The sequence below is a fragment of the Aliiroseovarius sp. genome, assembly GCF_030148435.1.
Lineage (GTDB): Bacteria > Pseudomonadota > Alphaproteobacteria > Rhodobacterales > Rhodobacteraceae > JASBTN01.
Genome location: NZ_JASBTN010000081.1, coordinates 147629 through 163470, shown reverse-complemented (window position 1 = coordinate 163470; position 15842 = coordinate 147629). Strand labels below are relative to the sequence as shown.

The following is a 15842-nucleotide window of genomic DNA, read 5'->3' as shown; positions in this document are numbered from 1 at the left end:
TCTCGCTCCTATTTTCGGCCCTATTTGCGACCGGTTGACCCAAAGCCCCCGGCTCCGCGCCCGGTCTCGCCCAGCGTCTCCACGACGTTGAACCCGGCCTGCACCACGGGGGTGATCACGGCCTGGGCAACGCGCTCACCATGGCCCACGGTGAAGGGCTCTGCACTGAGATTGATCAAGATCACCCCCAGGGGTCCACGATAATCGCTGTCGATCGTACCGGGCGTATTGGGCAGGGAAATCCCGTGTTTCAACGCCAGGCCCGAGCGCGGCCGGATCTGCATCTCGAACCCTTCGGGGATTTCGACCCTGAGCCCGGTCGGGATGAGTCGCCGCTCCATCGGGGCCAGTGTGATCCCCGTCTCCCGGTCCGCTTCGGACAGGTTCGCCCGCAGGTCCGCGCCCGCCGATCCCGGTGTTTCATAGCTCGGCAACGGCAGGGTCTGATCCGCGCCCTCGTCCCAGATCAAGCGAATGACAGGCATCTTTCATCTTTCCCCAAATATCCCCGCCGGAGGCAAGAAATCTACTGCGCCAAGGCCTCGGCCACCCGCGCGGCCAGCTTGCGCGCAACCTCGTCCTTGCCCATGCGCGGCCATTCCTCGGCGCCTTCTTCATCGATCACGGTCACGGCGTTCTCGGTCCCGCCCATGATGCCCGTCTCCGGGCTCACGTCATTGGCAACGATCCAGTCACAGCCCTTGCGGGCGCGTTTGGCGGTGGCGTGGGCAATCACGTCATCGGTCTCGGCGGCGAAGCCAACGACCAGCCCGGGGCGATCTTCACCCATCCGGCTGACCGTGGCCAGAATATCCGGGTTCTCGGCAAACTCCAGAACCGGAAGGCTGCCCTTGCCATCCTTCTTGATCTTCGACCCGCTTTCCGAGGACACGCGCCAGTCGGCCACAGCCGCGGCAAAGATCCCGGCATCCGCAGGCAAGGCACCCTGTACCGCCTCCAGCATTTCGCGGGCGGTCTGAACCCTGACCACCGTGACCCCCGAGGGCGGCGGCACATCGGCCGGGCCGGTCACAAAGGTCACATCCGCCCCCAATGCCGCCAGCGCGGATGCAATCGCCGAGCCCTGCGCGCCGGAAGACCGGTTGGCGATATAGCGCACCGGGTCTATCGGCTCATGGGTGGGGCCGGATGTTACCAGCACATGCTTGCCGCTGAGCGGCCCTTCGGCCAATGCCACTTCGACCGCAGCGACAATCTCCAGCGGTTCCGACATGCGCCCGGGCCCGTATTCGCCACAGGCCATGTCGCCCTCGCTCGGGCCGACAAACAGCACGCCATCGCCCTTCAGGGTCGCAACATTGCGCTGACAGGCCGGATGCTCCCACATGCGCACGTTCATCGCTGGTGCCACCAGCACCCGCTTGTCGGTCGCCATCAGCAGGGTCGAGGCCAGGTCATTTGCCAGCCCCCCCGCCATCTTGCCCAGAAGGTCCGCCGTGGCCGGGGCCACCACCACCAGATCGGCGGCGCGCGACAGCTCGATATGACCCATCTCGGCTTCATCGGTCAGGTCGAACAGCTCGGTATAGGCTTTCTCGGCGGCCAGACCCGAGGCGCTCAGCGGGGTCACGAATTCCTGCCCCGCCCTTGTGATGACCGGCACCACCGACGCCCCCCGCTCGCGTAGCCGCCGGATCAGGTCCAGCGATTTGAACGCCGCGATCCCGCCGCCGATGATCAGAAGAATGCGTTTGCCTGCGAGCATATGCGCCCCCTTTCGGTGTCAGACCCGAGTGTTACGAAGTAGGCGCGCAAACTGCAACCCAAAGGGGCCTTCCCGGCGCAACGGGGTAAGGGCCGGGCCGCGAAACCCCTATTCGCGGTTCAGAAATACCTCGCAGGGGTCCGGGCGCTCCACTGCCGGCGCATCCAGCACCAGGTCAAAGCCCCCATCCGGCATCACGGCGTCCTCGGATTGCCCCAGGACAAAGACCGAAAGCTCCGGCGCCACCCGCGCCAGATAGGACGGTACGCCCCAGTCCCGCCGCGCGTGGCCGTTGCCGGTTATCACCGCCACCGGTGGACCGACCTCGTCCAATGCGCGCACCACGGCGCGGGCCAGGTTCGCATCTCGCAACCGCTGGACCTCGATCATTCCTCCCAGCGCCTCGCGCGGCATCGCCTTGCAATGGGCATCGAATTGCAGGTCCAGACGTGCGGACAGCTGCGCTTCGGGCAAGGGGTCGGCCAGACCGTAGGCTGCGGCGCCTTCCCCAAACAGGGCCATCACATCGCCGTCAAAGGCCGCCTGCACCGTTTCGCGCGGGACGGCAGCGCCGTAGATGGGTGCGTCGCTGGCAGCAAGGATCGGATAATACATGGCGAAATCCGGCCAGCCGCTGTCTGCCCAGCCCAACGCTGCCCCCAGCGCCGCCTGATCGGAACGAAGCTCCGGCGCATCCGCGGCCGCCTGCGCCTCTGTCAGCATTTCGAATACCAGAGCCTTCGGCTTCAAGGCTGTCACCCAACCCGCCTGAACCTGATGGTGCGCCGGATTGTCGTGGGTCTCGCCCAGGATGATCACATCCGCCTGCAAAGCGGCGTCCGGCACGACATTCTTGCCCTCGCCTGCACCCCAGGCCGCAGGCGTAGCCATCACCACCCCGACCCCGATCATCCAACCTGACAAAACCGTTTTCATACGCAAAGCCTGCCACCCGGCCCGCCCCGGTGCAACCCGATTGCGCCAATGCGTCGCAGGCGTTAGGCAGGGCGCATGACCAATGCCCCCCTGCCCCAGTTCAGCCTTGTCATCGGCGGCGCCGGCTCCGGCAAATCCGCCCATGCCGAGAGGCTGCTGACCGACACGGGCCGCCCGTTGCTCTATATCGCGACAGGCCAGGCCCATGACGAGGAGATGACGCGCAAGATCAGACTGCACCAGGACCGGCGCGGCACGGCCTGGCGCACGATCGAGGCGCCCCTGGATGTGCCCGCCGCCCTGATACAGGCCCGCAGGGATGAGGCCGTGCTGCTGGACTGTGCCACGCTCTGGCTGAGCAATCACCTCTTTGCCGACAGCGATCTTGCGGCCGAAGAGGCCCGGCTGATCGAGGCACTGAATACCTGTCCCGCCCCGGTGGTCGTGGTCACAAACGAGGTCGGCGCGGGCATCGTGCCGGAAAACGCTCTGGCGCGCAGGTTCCGCAATGCCCAGGGCGCGTTGAACCAGCGGCTGGCCGCAGCCGCCGACAGCGTGATCGCCGTCATCGCCGGCCTGCCATTGGTGTTGAAATGACGACGACATTCTGGTGGATCCGCCATGGCCCCACCCACGCCAGGACCATGGTCGGGTGGAGCGACCTTCCCGCCGACCTGTCGGACACCGCACAACTGGACCGGCTTGCCGCCTACTTGCCCGAGGGAGCGCCGGTTGTCTCATCCGACCTCATCCGCAGCCGCGCCACCGCAGACGCCATCGCCCGCGGTCGCCCGCGCCTGCCCGACGACCCCCGTCTACGCGAAATTCACTTCGGCGACTGGGAACTGAAAAGCTTCGATGAAATCGACGCCACTCACGGCAAGCTTTCGCGCCGCTTCTGGGATGAACCCGGCCATGTCTCCGCCCCGAACGGAGAGAGCTGGTTCCAGACCGAGGCCCGCGTCAGTGCTGCGGTAGAGACCCTGCGCGGCCCCGCCGATATCATCATCGTCGCCCATTTCGGCGCGATCCTGACCCAACTGGCGCTGGCCTTGCAAAGGGCGCCTGCCGCCATCCTGGCGCAACGCATCGACAACCTGTCGCTGACCCGCATTACCCTGGGGCCAATGGGCGCGGAGGTCGGCGAGATCAATCACCTCCCGTGATGGAGCCTGCCAAAAATTGTGGTTTGGCGTGAGGCGGAGCAGGCCCTAACCTGTCCCCATGACCTATGATCTTTATATCGGCGACCGGATGTTTTCCTCCTGGTCCCTGCGCGGATGGCTCATGTTCGAGCGCTTCGGCATCCCCGCCCGCACCCAGCCTGTCGGGCTCTATTCCGGCACGATGAAACAGGACCTTGAGCCCCTCGCCCCAGCCCGCCTTGTCCCCGTGATGCGCACGCCCGAGGGCACGGTGATCGGCGATACCCTCGCCATGGCCGAGACCCTGGCGGAACGCCATCCCGATGCTGGGTTCTGGCCCGTCGATCCCGAGGCCCGGGCACTCGCCCGCTGGCTGGTTGCCGAGATGCACTCGGGTTTCACCGCCCTGCGCGGCGACTGCCCGATGCAATTGCACAGCGGCTACACCGATTTCACCCCCTCGGACGCGGTATGCGCCGACCTTGCCCGGATCGAAGAGCTCTGGTCACTGGCCCGCACCCGCCACGGACCGGAGGGCCCCTGGCTGTTCGGCGCCTATTCCCTGGCCGATGTTTTCTACGCCCCCGTTGCCGCCCGTATCGCGGGCTACGGCCTGCCGGTCGGGGATCGGGCCGCAGCTTACGTCGCCCGACACCTCGCCGACCCCGCCTTCCGCCGCTGGCGCGCGTTGGGGCTGACAAAAAGCTATGACCCGATGCCATATGCGATGGCAGTCACCCACGGCCCCTGGCCCGGCCCCGCCCCGCGCAAGGCCCGGGCGGTGGATACCGGCCCGTCGGAAAACACCGCCTGCCCCTTTTCGGGCAAGCCGGTCGCCGACTTCCTGGAACTCGACGGGCGAGTGTTCGGCTTCTGCAATCCCGCCTGCCGCGACAAGACGGTGAATGACCCCGAGGCCTGGCCGGCCTTCATGGCCCTGCTGTGACCCCGCCCACCGTCACGCGGAGACTGGGCTGAACCCGACTTCCCGGCAGGTTCCATGACGATTAACATCGCAGGGGTTAACCATTTGTAAACCAAGCCCGCGTTAACCATTGTGAACGATTTCAACGCAGTGATTTACGGAGCTCCCATGGTCACGCGCGCCTATACGGTCGCCTTCGAAGGCATCGAAGCCCGCCGGGTCGAGGTGCAATGCGCCTTCTCGCCCGGCATGCCCTCCTTTTCCATTGTCGGCCTTCCGGACAAGGCTGTCTCGGAAGCCCGCGAGCGGGTTCGCGCCGCATTGAACGCCATGGCGATTGCCCTGCCCGCGCGCAAGATCACCATCAACATGTCGCCCGCCGACCTGCCCAAGGAAGGCTCGCATTTCGACCTGCCCATCGCACTGGCTGTCCTCGCCGCGCTCGAAATCATCCCCTCGGAAGAGGTCGCAAACACCCTGGCCCTGGGCGAATTGTCGCTGGACGGCTCGCTGGTCCCGGTGATCGGCGCCCGGCCCGCCGCCATGGCCGCCGCCGAAGATGACCGCGACCTGATCTGCCCGCAAGCCTGCGGGGCCGAAGCCGCCTGGGTCGGGGCCGCCAAGGTGCTGGCCGCACGCACCCTGCCTGCGGTGATCCAGCATTTCACCGGCCAATCGCCGCTTGAACCGGCCGATCCCGGCGAAGTGTCCACCAATCCCACGGGGCGCGACCTTCTGGAGGTGAAGGGACAGGAACGTGCCAAGCGGGCGTTGGAGATCGCAGCCGCGGGTCGCCACCACCTGATGATGGTCGGCAGCCCCGGCGCGGGCAAGTCCATGCTGGCCGCGCGCCTGCCCTCGATCCTGCCGCCCCTGTCCCCCTCAGAGGCGCTGGAAACGTCCATGATTCAATCGCTTGCGGGTCATCTGGACGATGGCGGCATCTCGCGAACGCGTCCGTTTCGTGAACCGCATCACACCGCCTCCATGGCTGCCATCGTCGGCGGCGGACGCGGTGCCAAACCGGGTGAGATCAGCCTCGCGCACCATGGCGTTCTGTTCATGGACGAATTCCCCGAATTCAACCGCACCGTGCTGGAAACCCTGCGCCAACCGATCGAGACCGGCGAGGTCGTGGTGGCCCGTGCCAACGCCCATGTGCGCTATCCCTGCCGCTTCATGCTGGTCGCCGCTGCCAACCCCTGCAAATGCGGCTACCTCAGCGATGCCAACCGCGCATGCAATCGCGCGCCGGGATGTGGAGCGGATTACATGGGGCGCATTTCGGGCCCGCTGATGGACCGGTTCGACCTGCGCCTGGAGGTGCCGCCGGTCGAGTTCACCGATCTGGACATGCCGGCCACGGGGGACAGCTCCGCCACTGTGGCCGGCCGCGTGGCCCGGGCGCGCGCGCTTCAGGACGCGCGGTTCGAAGGGCGGGAGGCCCTGCGCGTGAATGCAGATGCCGAGGGCGCCATGTTGGAGGAAATTGCCAGCCCCGACACCGAAGGCCGTGACTTCCTGACCCGGGTGGCCGACCGGTTTGGCCTGACAGCACGCGGCTATCACCGGGTTCTCCGTGTCGCGCGTACGATCGCCGATCTGGAGGGGGCACCGGACGTGCGCAAACCCCATCTGGCCGAAGCGGCAAGCTACCGGCTGGCCTTTTCGCAGCCGAACTGAGCATTCACGAAGCTTGCCACGCGGGTAAGGGATTCGCGTGCTTCGGGCACCAAGCCATCCATCAGCGCCCAGACATGGGGGCAGTTTACCCATTCGTCGCAGATGACCTCCCCGCCCGCCGCGCGCAGCCGCGCCGCCATGCGGCGGCTGTCATCGCGCAGAATTTCCGTGTCGCCAAATTGCAGCAGCACGGGCGGCGGGGCGACGAACCTGGCAAACAGGGGCGAAATGCGCGGATCCGTGGCTTCGGCCCCGGCGAGAACCCAGTCGGACAAGAGCCCGGATCGGCTGGCAGGCAGAACGGGGTCCGCCAGCGCATTCGCCCGAAAGGAGTCACCGCTGAAGCTCATATCGGTGAGCGGGGAAAAGGCAAAAAGCGCGCGGGGCACGCGCCGCTCGCCAGTTAGACGGGCCAGCAGCGACAGAGCCAGCGACCCGCCCGCGCTGTCGCCCCCCAGGATGATCTCCTGAGGGGAATATCCTCGTGCCACCAGCGCATCGAAAGCCGCGCAGGCATCCTCGAATGCGGCGGGAAACGGGTGTTCGGGTGCCAGGCGATAGCGCGGGGCGACGACTTCTACCCGGGTCATTCGGGACAGGCGGGCCAGCATGTGGCGATGGGTCAACGGGCTGCCCGCGATGAAACCGCCGCCGTGGAAATAGAGAATGACCTTGCCGGGGCGCGGCGGGTGCGAGCCGGGACGGTTGCTGATCAGAAGCGCGCGCAGGTTGGGCGCCAACCTCTCCCAACGGTAAAGGGACAGGGGCGGGGCGCGGAACAGTTTCGGCGCCACGCGGTCCAGCAGCGCACGCGCCAGCCGCACCTGGTGCATGTGCGTCAAAAGCGGTTTGACCCCAACCCGCATCCACATATTGGCGAGGGTCAGTTGCCAGCTCATCCCCGACCTCAGCCCAAGCGGGCTTCGATGGCCTGCCAGATCTTCTCGGCGATATTAACGCCGTCGAAACGCTCAAGTTCCTGAATGCCGGTGGGCGAGGTCACATTGATCTCGGTCAGCCAGTCGCCGATCACGTCGATACCGACAAACACCTGCCCCTTCTCGCACAGAAGCGGTCCGATGGCGGTGCAGATCTCCAGGTCGCGTTCGGTCAGGCCGACTTTCTCCGGGCGCCCGCCGACATGCATGTTCGAGCGGGTTTCCCCCGCCTGCGGTACGCGGTTGATCGCCCCGACGGGCTCACCGTCAACCAGGATCACCCGCTTGTCGCCGGCACTGACAGCGGGCAGGAATTTCTGTGCAATCAGTGGCTCGCGGTTGATGCCGGCGAAAAGCTCATGCAGCGAGGTCAGGTTGCGGTCATTCGCATCGAGTCGGAACACGCCCGCACCGCCATTGCCATAGAGCGGCTTCAGGATGATGTCGCCATGTTCGTGCTTGAAGGCGCGCAGGGTTTCGAGGTCACGCGCAACCATCGTGGGCGGCGTCAGCTCGGGAAACTCGAGAACCAGAAGCTTTTCCGGGTAGTTGCGCACCCAGAACGGATCATTCACCACCAGGGTCTCAGGGTGGATCATGTCCAATAGATGCGTGGTGGTGATGTAGCCCATGTCGAATGGCGGATCCTGGCGCAGCCAGACCACGTCGACCTCGGCCAGATCGACCTCGGCCTCGTCACCCAGCGTGAAATGGTTGCCCTTCTCGCGGCGCACCTCCAGCGGCCAGCCCCGCGCCATGACGCGACCCTCGCGATAGAAGAGCATGTCCGGCGTGTAGTAGAACAGGCTGTGGCCACGCGCCTGGGCCTCTTCGGCAATGCGGAAGGTGCTGTCGGCGTCGATGTCGATCGCGTCGATCGGATCCATCTGGAAAGCGATGGTCAGGGTCATGGTCGGGCTCCCGGTGATTTCCCCCTATTTGGCGCAGGGCGGGGCCGGGTTCAATGGGCGGATCAATAGGCGTAGGCGTTTTCCATGATCTGCACCTCGCCGCGCTCGTTGACCAGTGCCACGTCGAAACGCATTTCCGTCAGCAGTCCCTTGGGTTCGCGTGCCACGAATTCCTGCGCGGCGCCCCAGATACGGTTGATTTGCGCCCGGGTCAGCCGTTCGGCGGCGCGGGCGAAACTACGCGCTTTCTTCACCTCGACGAATACGAAGCTTTTCCCGTCGCGCAGAACGATATCCAACTCCCCGCGTGACCCGCGCCAGCGGCGGGCTGCGACCGGGTAGCCCCGCCGCGCATAATCCGCTTCCACCGAGCTTTCTGCCGATTGCCCGGCCAAGTAGGAGGTCATTCCGCTCATTTCGTCAACTCCAGAGCTGCCTGATAAACCTTGCGCCTGGGCAATCCGTGCGCGGCGGCCACCGTGGCGGCGGCATCCTTGATGCTCATGCTTTTCAGTGCCTGCACCAGGGCTTCCTCCATCGTCTCATCACTGACCGCGGCCGTGCCACGGTCCAGCACCAGCACGATCTCGCCTTTCAGGCTGCGTTCGGCCAGTTGATCGCGCAGCTCGGCCAGGGAGCCGCGCATGACCTCTTCGAACTTCTTGGTCAGTTCACGTGCCACCGCCGCTTGCCGACCATCATCCGCAGTTTCGCACAGGTCAGCTAACAGTTGGTTAATGCGCTTTGGACTTTCGTAGAGCACCAGGGTGGCAGGTATGTTCACCAACTCCTGCAGCCAACTGCGGCGCGCGGCCCTGGCCGTGGGTGCGAATCCCGCGAACAGGAACCGGTCGCTGGGCAGGGCCGACAGGCTCAGCGCGGTCAGCACCGCCGAGGCACCGGGCGCGGCTGTGACCAGGTGGCCCGCGCCGCCCACCTCGCGTGCGAGCGCATAACCAGGATCGGCAACCAGAGGCGTACCTGCCTCGCTGACATAGGCAACCGCGCGCCCTTCGCCGATCAACTTGAGTAACCCGGCCCGCCCGTTGGGCCCGGAATGATCGTGATAAGGGATCAGCAGGCGCTTGCCCACGGTGATGCCATGCAGTTCCATCAGCTTGCGCGCGGTGCGCGTATCCTCGGCCGCGATGACATCGCAGGAGGCCAGAATATCCAAAGCCCTCAAGGTGATGTCGCGAGCGTTTCCGATGGGAGTGGCAACCAGGTAGAGCCCCGGTTCGAGCGGTTTGATTTCGGGTTTCAAGGCTGGACCTGTCCGATGTGGCGTTTATGATGGTGCCCGACTGTCCGCCGGGTACATTTGCCCGCGCGGCCCCGGGAACGAGGATTGTATCATGTTTGCTGTTTTGGCTGTCGCCCGCAAGGTGTCGGGTGCGTGGATTGCTTTGCTGTCGCTCTTGGCGCTTGCCGCCTGCGGGATGACCCTGCCGTCCGGCGGCCCCTCGGTCAACACCTCGCGTCCGATCCCGGTGGCCTTGCTGGTGCCCGGCGGGTCCGACAATGCGGCCGACGCGACCCTGGCGACCTCGCTGGAAAACGCAGCACGCCTCGCCATGGCGGAGCTGGACGGGGTCGTGATCGATCTGCGGGTCTACAACACCGCCGCCGATGCCACGACCGCAAGCGCGATGGCCACCAAGGCCGTCAGCGACGGGGCCAAGATCATTCTGGGCCCGGTCTATGCGGGCAATGCCAACGCGGCGGGCCTTGCTGTGGCGAATCGGGGAATCAACGTGCTGGCCTTCTCGAACAATACCGACATTGCGGGCGGCAACGTCTTCGTGTTGGGCCACACCTTCCAGTCGACCGCCAACCGGCTGGTCGGTTATGCCGCCAACCAGGACAAGGGCAACATCCTGATCGTGCACGCCAACAGCCCGGCCGAGAACGCAGGCCGGTCCTCGATCGAGCGCGCCATTGCCAGCACCCCGGCCACGCTGGCGGGCATCGCAAGCTTTGAGCTCAGCCAGACCGGCATCATCAACGCTCTGCCCGAGATCAGCGCCCAGGTGCGCGACACCGGCGCACAGTCGATCTTTCTCACCTCCGGGACCGATGGCGCCATTCCCTTCCTGGCGGGACTGCTGCCGGAAAATGGCGTGAAACCCACAGAGACCCAGTATATCGGGCTGCAGCGCTTCGACATTCCGGCAACCGCCATGTCGCTGCCGGGCCTTCAGGGCGGCTGGTTCGCCCTGCCCGATCAGGACCTGAATGCGCAATTCCTGGCCCGCTACGAGGCCCGTTACGGCACCCAGCCGCATCCGATTGCCGGCCTGGCCTATGACGGAATTGCCGCAATTGGGGCGCTGGCCAGTACCGGTCAGTCCGACGCGCTGACCACCACGGCCTTGACCCAACCGCAAGGCTTTGCCGGCGTAAACGGCGTCTTCCGCCTGCGCGGAGACGGCACCAACGAACGCGGCCTGGCCGTGGCCACGATCGAAGAGGGTCAGGTCGTGATCCTCGAACCCGCCCCGCGCAGCTTTGCCGGCGCCGGGTTCTGAGCCCCCCCTCCGCGTAACCACCAGGCCAGACGAAAGACCCGGATGACCCAAACCCAGGACCTGATCTGCCCGGCCGAGGACATCCTCGATCCGGTCGCCCTGAGCGCCCGCCTGAAACAGGCGTTCGAGGATGCCAAGGACGCCGCGCAAGTGCGCAAGACCACGGTCGCGACCCTGCGCGACGTGATGAACGCGGGCCGGCGGACCATCGCGAGGGCCTTCGAGGCCGACCCGCATATGGCCCATGCCGCAACGCGTTCTTATGCCTGGCTGACCGATTGCCTTGTGCGTGCGGTCCACGAGGTCGCGACAGGCACGCTGCATCCGCTGCACACCCCGACCGCCTCGGAAAGCCTGGCGGTATTGGCCGTCGGTGGCTACGGCCGGTTCGAAATGGCACCGCATAGCGACGTCGACCTGCTGTTCCTGACCCCCTACAAGATCACCCCCTGGGCCGAGAGCGTGATCGAAAGCATGCTCTACATGCTCTGGGATCTGCGCCTGAAGGTCGGTCACAGCTCGCGCACGGTGAAAGACTGTTTGCGTCTGGGCCGCGAAGACTACACCATCCGCACCGCCATGCTGGAACACCGCCCGGTCTGCGGGGACGCGGGGCTGGCCGGGGAGTTGACCGAACAGCTCTGGTCCGGCCTTTTCAAGGGGACCGAAGCCGAATTCATCGAGGCCAAGCTGGCCGAACGTTCGGAACGTCACAAGAAACAGGGCGGCCAGCGTTATATGGTCGAGCCCAACGTGAAAGAGGGCAAGGGAGGCCTGCGTGACCTTCAGACCCTGTTCTGGGTTGCAAAATACATCCACCGGGTCAAGAACATCCGCGATTTCGTCGACCTCAAGGTCTTTACCTCCGAGGAATATGACACGTTCATGCGGGCGGATGAATTTCTCTGGGCCACCCGCTGCCACCTGCATCTGGTGACAAATCGCGCCGCCGACCAGCTGACCTTCGACTTGCAGGTCGAGGTGGCCGCGCGCATGGGCTACACCGACCATGGCGGGCGCCGGGCGGTAGAGCATTTCATGCAGGCCTATTTCCGCCACGCCACGGCGGTGGGGGAAATCACCCGCATCTTTCTGACCGCGCTGGAAGAGCAGCACCTCAAGAAAGCGCCGCTGCTGATCGGCCTCCTGCGGCGTCGACGCCGCGCCAAGGCGCCTTTCGCCGTCAAGCAGGGGCGCCTGACCGTGAAGGGTGACAGCGTCTTTCATGACGACAAGTTGAGTATCCTGCGCCTGTTCGAGGAAGGCCTGCGGACCGGCATGCTGATCCACCCGGATGCCATGCGCCTGGTCTCCGCCAACCTGGATCTGATCGACGACGAAATGCGGTCGGACAAGGAAGCCATACGCATATTCCTCGACCTGCTTCTGAAACACGGCAATCCGGAACGCGCCCTGCGCCGAATGAACGAACTGGGGGTGCTGTCTGCCTTCATCCCCGAGTTCGAACCGATCGTGGCAATGATGCAGTTCAACATGTACCACTCCTACACGGTGGATGAACACACGATCCAGGTGATCTCGAACTTTGCGCAGATCGAGCGGCACGAGTTGGAAGTCGAGCTGCCGATCAGCTCGGAAATCCTCAGCAAAGGGGTCAATCGCAAGACCCTCATGGTGGCCATGCTTCTGCATGACATCGGCAAGGGACGGCCACAGGACCATTCGATCCTGGGGGCGCAGATCACCCGCAAGGTTGCGCCGCGCCTGGGGCTGAGCGCCAAGGAATGCGAGACCGCCGAGTGGTTGGTGCGTCATCACCTCCTGATGTCGGACATGGCCCAGAAACGGGACATTGCCGACCCGCGCACGGTACGCGATTTTGCCAAGGCTGTGAAAAGCGTGCGGCGGCTGGACCTCCTGACGGTGCTGACGGTCTGCGACATTCGCGGGGTCGGCCCGACCACATGGAACAACTGGAAAGCCACGCTGATCCGCACGCTCTACAACCAGACGCGCCGCGCGCTGGAAGGCGGTATGGAGGATCTGAACCGCGAGAACCGCGGCGCCGAGGCAAAACGTGCCCTGCGCACGGCGCTGAGCGATTGGGACGCCAAGGCCCTCAAGAAAGAAACCGCCCGTCACTACGACGCCTATTGGCAGGGCCTGCACGTCACCGCCCACACGGTCTTTGCCGGGCTCCTGCGCGACATCGGCGACGACGAGGTGCGGCTGGAACTGGAACTGGACGAGGAACGCGACGTGACCCGCGTGCATATCGTCCTGGCCGACCATCCGGGCATCTTCTCGCGCCTCGCCGGCGCCCTGACCCTGGTCGGCGCAAATATCGTGGATGCGCGCACCTACACGTCCAAGGACGGTTACGCGACCGCGATTTTCTGGGTGCAGGACGGCGACGGCAGCCCCTATGACGCCTCGAAACTGCCGCGCCTGCAGCAGATGATCCACAAGACCCTGATGGGCGAGGTCATCGCCCGCGACGCCATCGCCGGGCGTGACAAGATCAAGAAACGCGAACGTGCCTTCAAGGTGCCGACCCATATCACCTTCGACAATGACGGGTCGGAGATCTACACGATCATCGAGGTCGACACCCGCGACCGCCCCGGCCTGCTGTACGACCTGACCCGCACGCTGGCCAATTCGAATGTCTATATCGCTTCCGCGGTGATCGCGACCTATGGCGAGCAGGTTGTCGACACCTTTTATGTAAAGGACATGTTCGGCTTGAAATTCTACAATGAAGGCAAGCAGAAGACCCTGGAAAAGCGCCTGCGTGAGGCGATCGAAAAGGGCGCGGAAAGGGCCACGGCCTGATGGCGGCCCCGCGCCTTCTGCGCGCCTTTGCCACTGTGGGGGGCTGGACCATGGTCAGCCGCATCACGGGGTTCGTGCGCGACATCCTGATCGGCGCTTACCTGGGCTCGTCTGCCGTGGCCGAGGCCTTCCTGGCCGCCTTTTCCCTGCCCAACATGTTCCGCCGCTTCTTTGCCGAGGGAACGCTGAACGTCGCTTTCGTCCCGATGTTCGCCAAGAAGGTCGAGGGCGGCGAAGACGGCCTTGATTTTGCCCGCGACGCGCTGTCGGGGCTGCTGTTCGTGCTGGTGCTGTTCACCCTGATGGGCCAGATTTTCATGCCCTGGCTGGTCTATGCGATGGCCTCGGGCTTTACCGGCGGCGAACGTTTCGATCTTGCGGTGATCTACGGGCGCATTGCCTTTCCCTATATCCTGTTCATCTCGATTGCCGCCCTTCTGTCCGGCGTTCTGAACGCCTTGGGCCGCTTTGCCGCCGCGGCTGCCGCGCCGGTGCTGTTGAACGTGATCTTCATTGCCGCAATGGTCGGTGGCGCGATGCTGGACTGGGATATGGGCCTGACGCTGGCCTGGACGGTGCCTCTGGCCGGGATCGGTCAGCTTGTGCTGGTCTGGATCGCCGCCGCGCGTGCGGGCTACCGCCTGGTCCCCCGCCGCCCGGTCATGACCCCCGAACTCAAGCGCCTGGCCGTGATTGCCGCCCCGGCCGCCCTGGCCGGTGGCGTGACCCAGGTCAACCTGCTGGTCGGCCGCCAGGTATCAAGCTTCTTCGAGGGCGCCTTTGCCTGGCTCTACTACGCCGATCGCCTGTATCAACTGCCCCTCGGCGTGGTCGGCATCGCCATCGGCATCGTGCTTCTGCCCGACCTCAGCCGCCGGTTGCGTGTCGGCGACACGGCAGGTTCGCGCGAGGCCCTCAGCCGCGCGGGAGAGCTGTCGCTGGCCCTCACCATCCCCGCCTCCGTCGCGCTGATCGTCATCCCCGGCCCACTGGTCGAGGTGCTGTTCCAGCGCGGTGCCTTTACCGCCGACGACACCGCCCGCACCGCGCTGGCCTGCGCGATCTACGGGTTGGGCCTGCCTGCCTTCGTGCTCGCCAAGGTGCTGCAACCGATCTATTTCGCGCGCGAGGACACCCGTACGCCGTTCCGCTTTGCCCTGGTGGCGATGGTGGTGAACGCCCTGCTGGCGGTCGGGCTGAGCTATTGGATCGGCTTCATCGCCGCCGCCGTCGGCACCACTGTCGCCGGCTGGGTCATGACCGCGCTGCTGTGGTGGGGAAGCTGGCGCATGGGCGAGGAAACCCGCTTCGACCGCCGCTTCTGGCGCCGCTTCTGGCGCATCGCCGCCGCGAGCTGGCTGATGGGCGCGGTGCTGTGGATTGGCGCCGTGGCCCTGGGGCCGATGTTCGGTGCTGGCGCTCTGCGCTACCTTGCGCTGGCCCTTCTGGTCACACTTGGCATGGTGGCCTATGGCATGATCGGCCAGATGCTCGGCGCCTTCCGCCTGGGCGAGTTCAAGGCGGCGATGCGACGGGGCTGACCTCGGGAATCAGCGACGCCGCACCAACTCCAGAGCGCGTTTCACCCCCCCCGGGGCCACCACGAAGGACAGGGAGAAACCGGTGGCAAAACCGGCAATGTCGGCGACCCAGTCCTTGCTTCCTCCGGTGAACAGCGAAAACACCAACTGAATCCCCATCAGGAAGGCTATGAGCCGAAACGCCATCAGCCGGTTTTCACCGTTTCCCGCCAGTTTGACCCACAATAGGAAGGAATACGCGCCGATCAGCCCGTAGACCGCCGGAAAGCCCCCCACCAGCATGACCCGCGTATCCCAGACCAGCCCATAGGCCAGCGCTCCCACGATGGAGGAACCGAAGAAGATCACCAGAACGGCCAGGGGCGAAAACAGCTCCCCCACCATCTTGCCCAGGGCCAGCAGAAACACGATCACGAAGATCAGCTGGGTATAATGGCCATGCACGAACGGGTAGGTCACGAAGCGTACCGCGTAATCCCAGCGCCAGATGCCATTGGTCAGCATCCAGTCGAACAGGGGCTCGTAGAATCCCCAGCGCTCCAGAGCCTCGATCCGCCAGCCGGTCGCGGCGGGGCCGCCCGCCAGTCCGTTCTCACCCGCCTGGAACACCAGCTCGACTCCGACAAGAAACACCGTGAGGGCCACCACGATCGGCGGCAGCGGGTTAAGCGGCGAGGCATTGGGGTCACTCGACATGGCGCAAGGCTCCTGAA

The 15842-nt window shown here is 65.3% G+C and carries 15 protein-coding genes; 7 read left to right on the top strand and 8 right to left on the bottom strand.

Annotation, left to right across the window (positions count from 1 at the left end; all coding sequences use genetic code 11):
* Positions 1 to 20: 20 nt before the first annotated feature.
* From dut to Q1V43_RS15545, 3 genes are all read right to left on the bottom strand, one after another.
* Entirely contained in the window at positions 21 to 485 is a 465-nt protein-coding gene (gene dut, locus Q1V43_RS15555) for a dUTP diphosphatase (protein ID WP_300519978.1), read from the bottom strand.
* 41 nt (positions 486 to 526) lie between these two features.
* On the bottom strand, positions 527 to 1726 hold the full coding sequence (gene coaBC, locus Q1V43_RS15550) for a bifunctional phosphopantothenoylcysteine decarboxylase/phosphopantothenate--cysteine ligase CoaBC (protein ID WP_300519975.1): 1200 nt from the start codon (positions 1724 to 1726) through the stop codon (positions 527 to 529).
* Positions 1727 to 1834: 108 nt separating this feature from the next.
* Complete coding sequence (locus Q1V43_RS15545; protein WP_300519972.1) at positions 1835 to 2662, bottom strand: ChaN family lipoprotein; 828 nt, start codon at positions 2660 to 2662, stop codon at positions 1835 to 1837.
* Between the two features lie 75 nt (positions 2663 to 2737).
* Between Q1V43_RS15545 and cobU the strand changes: the two genes are divergently transcribed.
* From cobU to Q1V43_RS15525, 4 genes are all read left to right on the top strand, one after another.
* Positions 2738 to 3259 carry a bifunctional adenosylcobinamide kinase/adenosylcobinamide-phosphate guanylyltransferase gene (gene cobU, locus Q1V43_RS15540; protein ID WP_300519969.1) on the top strand — a complete coding sequence of 174 codons (522 nt, stop codon included), beginning with the start codon at positions 2738 to 2740 and terminating at the stop codon, positions 3257 to 3259.
* Complete coding sequence (locus tag Q1V43_RS15535) at positions 3256 to 3828, top strand: histidine phosphatase family protein (protein WP_300519966.1); 573 nt, start codon at positions 3256 to 3258, stop codon at positions 3826 to 3828. Before cobU ends, Q1V43_RS15535 begins: the two co-directional genes overlap by 4 nt.
* A gap of 58 nt (positions 3829 to 3886) precedes the next feature.
* On the top strand, positions 3887 to 4753 hold the full coding sequence (locus Q1V43_RS15530) for a glutathione S-transferase (RefSeq protein WP_300519963.1): 867 nt from the start codon (positions 3887 to 3889) through the stop codon (positions 4751 to 4753).
* Between the two features lie 147 nt (positions 4754 to 4900).
* Entirely contained in the window at positions 4901 to 6415 is a 1515-nt protein-coding gene (locus Q1V43_RS15525; protein ID WP_300520128.1) for a YifB family Mg chelatase-like AAA ATPase, read from the top strand.
* On the opposite strand, the gene Q1V43_RS15520 is transcribed toward Q1V43_RS15525, so the two are convergent.
* From Q1V43_RS15520 to rsmI, 4 genes are all read right to left on the bottom strand, one after another.
* The gene (locus Q1V43_RS15520) at positions 6385 to 7314 is read right to left on the bottom strand and encodes an alpha/beta hydrolase (protein ID WP_300519960.1); all 930 of its coding nucleotides are present in this window, start codon (positions 7312 to 7314) and stop codon (positions 6385 to 6387) included. The two genes, Q1V43_RS15525 and Q1V43_RS15520, sit on opposite strands and share 31 nt — an antisense overlap.
* 8 nt (positions 7315 to 7322) lie before the next feature.
* Entirely contained in the window at positions 7323 to 8264 is a 942-nt protein-coding gene (gene gshB / locus Q1V43_RS15515; protein ID WP_300519957.1) for a glutathione synthase, read from the bottom strand.
* A 62-nt stretch (positions 8265 to 8326) separates the two neighbouring features.
* A complete protein-coding gene (locus tag Q1V43_RS15510) occupies positions 8327 to 8680 on the bottom strand; it encodes a YraN family protein (RefSeq protein WP_300519954.1) in 354 nt (117 codons plus the stop codon).
* A complete protein-coding gene (gene rsmI, locus Q1V43_RS15505) occupies positions 8677 to 9528 on the bottom strand; it encodes a 16S rRNA (cytidine(1402)-2'-O)-methyltransferase (RefSeq protein WP_300519951.1) in 852 nt (283 codons plus the stop codon). Before rsmI ends, Q1V43_RS15510 begins: the two co-directional genes overlap by 4 nt.
* A 91-nt stretch (positions 9529 to 9619) precedes the next feature.
* On the opposite strand from rsmI, the gene Q1V43_RS15500 reads away from it, so the two are divergent.
* From Q1V43_RS15500 to murJ, 3 genes are read left to right on the top strand one after another with little or no spacing between them, the layout of a single operon-like run.
* On the top strand, positions 9620 to 10792 hold the full coding sequence (locus Q1V43_RS15500; RefSeq protein WP_300519948.1) for a penicillin-binding protein activator: 1173 nt from the start codon (positions 9620 to 9622) through the stop codon (positions 10790 to 10792).
* A 42-nt stretch (positions 10793 to 10834) separates the two neighbouring features.
* A complete protein-coding gene (locus Q1V43_RS15495) occupies positions 10835 to 13588 on the top strand; it encodes a [protein-PII] uridylyltransferase (protein WP_300519945.1) in 2754 nt (917 codons plus the stop codon).
* On the top strand, positions 13588 to 15129 hold the full coding sequence (gene murJ, locus Q1V43_RS15490; RefSeq protein ID WP_300519942.1) for a murein biosynthesis integral membrane protein MurJ: 1542 nt from the start codon (positions 13588 to 13590) through the stop codon (positions 15127 to 15129). The genes Q1V43_RS15495 and murJ overlap by 1 nt, the downstream gene beginning before the upstream one ends.
* Before the next feature lie 9 nt (positions 15130 to 15138).
* Here the strand turns inward: murJ and Q1V43_RS15485 are convergent, their stop codons facing one another.
* Positions 15139 to 15825 (bottom strand): rhomboid family intramembrane serine protease, encoded by a 687-nt coding sequence (locus tag Q1V43_RS15485; protein ID WP_300519939.1) that lies wholly within the window; start codon positions 15823 to 15825, stop codon positions 15139 to 15141.
* Between the last annotated feature and the right edge of the window lie 17 nt (positions 15826 to 15842).

Coding starts and splice junctions, on each gene's coding strand:
- dut (WP_300519978.1), bottom strand. CDS start 485: ATGCCTGTCATTCGCTTGATCTGGGACGAGGGCGCGGATCAGACCCTG.
- coaBC (WP_300519975.1), bottom strand. CDS start 1,726: ATGCTCGCAGGCAAACGCATTCTTCTGATCATCGGCGGCGGGATCGCG.
- Q1V43_RS15545 (WP_300519972.1), bottom strand. CDS start 2,662: ATGAAAACGGTTTTGTCAGGTTGGATGATCGGGGTCGGGGTGGTGATG.
- cobU (WP_300519969.1), top strand. CDS start 2,738: ATGACCAATGCCCCCCTGCCCCAGTTCAGCCTTGTCATCGGCGGCGCC.
- Q1V43_RS15535 (WP_300519966.1), top strand. CDS start 3,256: ATGACGACGACATTCTGGTGGATCCGCCATGGCCCCACCCACGCCAGG.
- Q1V43_RS15530 (WP_300519963.1), top strand. CDS start 3,887: ATGACCTATGATCTTTATATCGGCGACCGGATGTTTTCCTCCTGGTCC.
- Q1V43_RS15525 (WP_300520128.1), top strand. CDS start 4,901: ATGGTCACGCGCGCCTATACGGTCGCCTTCGAAGGCATCGAAGCCCGC.
- Q1V43_RS15520 (WP_300519960.1), bottom strand. CDS start 7,314: ATGAGCTGGCAACTGACCCTCGCCAATATGTGGATGCGGGTTGGGGTC.
- gshB (WP_300519957.1), bottom strand. CDS start 8,264: ATGACCCTGACCATCGCTTTCCAGATGGATCCGATCGACGCGATCGAC.
- Q1V43_RS15510 (WP_300519954.1), bottom strand. CDS start 8,680: ATGAGCGGAATGACCTCCTACTTGGCCGGGCAATCGGCAGAAAGCTCG.
- Q1V43_RS15500 (WP_300519948.1), top strand. CDS start 9,620: ATGTTTGCTGTTTTGGCTGTCGCCCGCAAGGTGTCGGGTGCGTGGATT.
- Q1V43_RS15495 (WP_300519945.1), top strand. CDS start 10,835: ATGACCCAAACCCAGGACCTGATCTGCCCGGCCGAGGACATCCTCGAT.
- murJ (WP_300519942.1), top strand. CDS start 13,588: ATGGCGGCCCCGCGCCTTCTGCGCGCCTTTGCCACTGTGGGGGGCTGG.
- Q1V43_RS15485 (WP_300519939.1), bottom strand. CDS start 15,825: ATGTCGAGTGACCCCAATGCCTCGCCGCTTAACCCGCTGCCGCCGATC.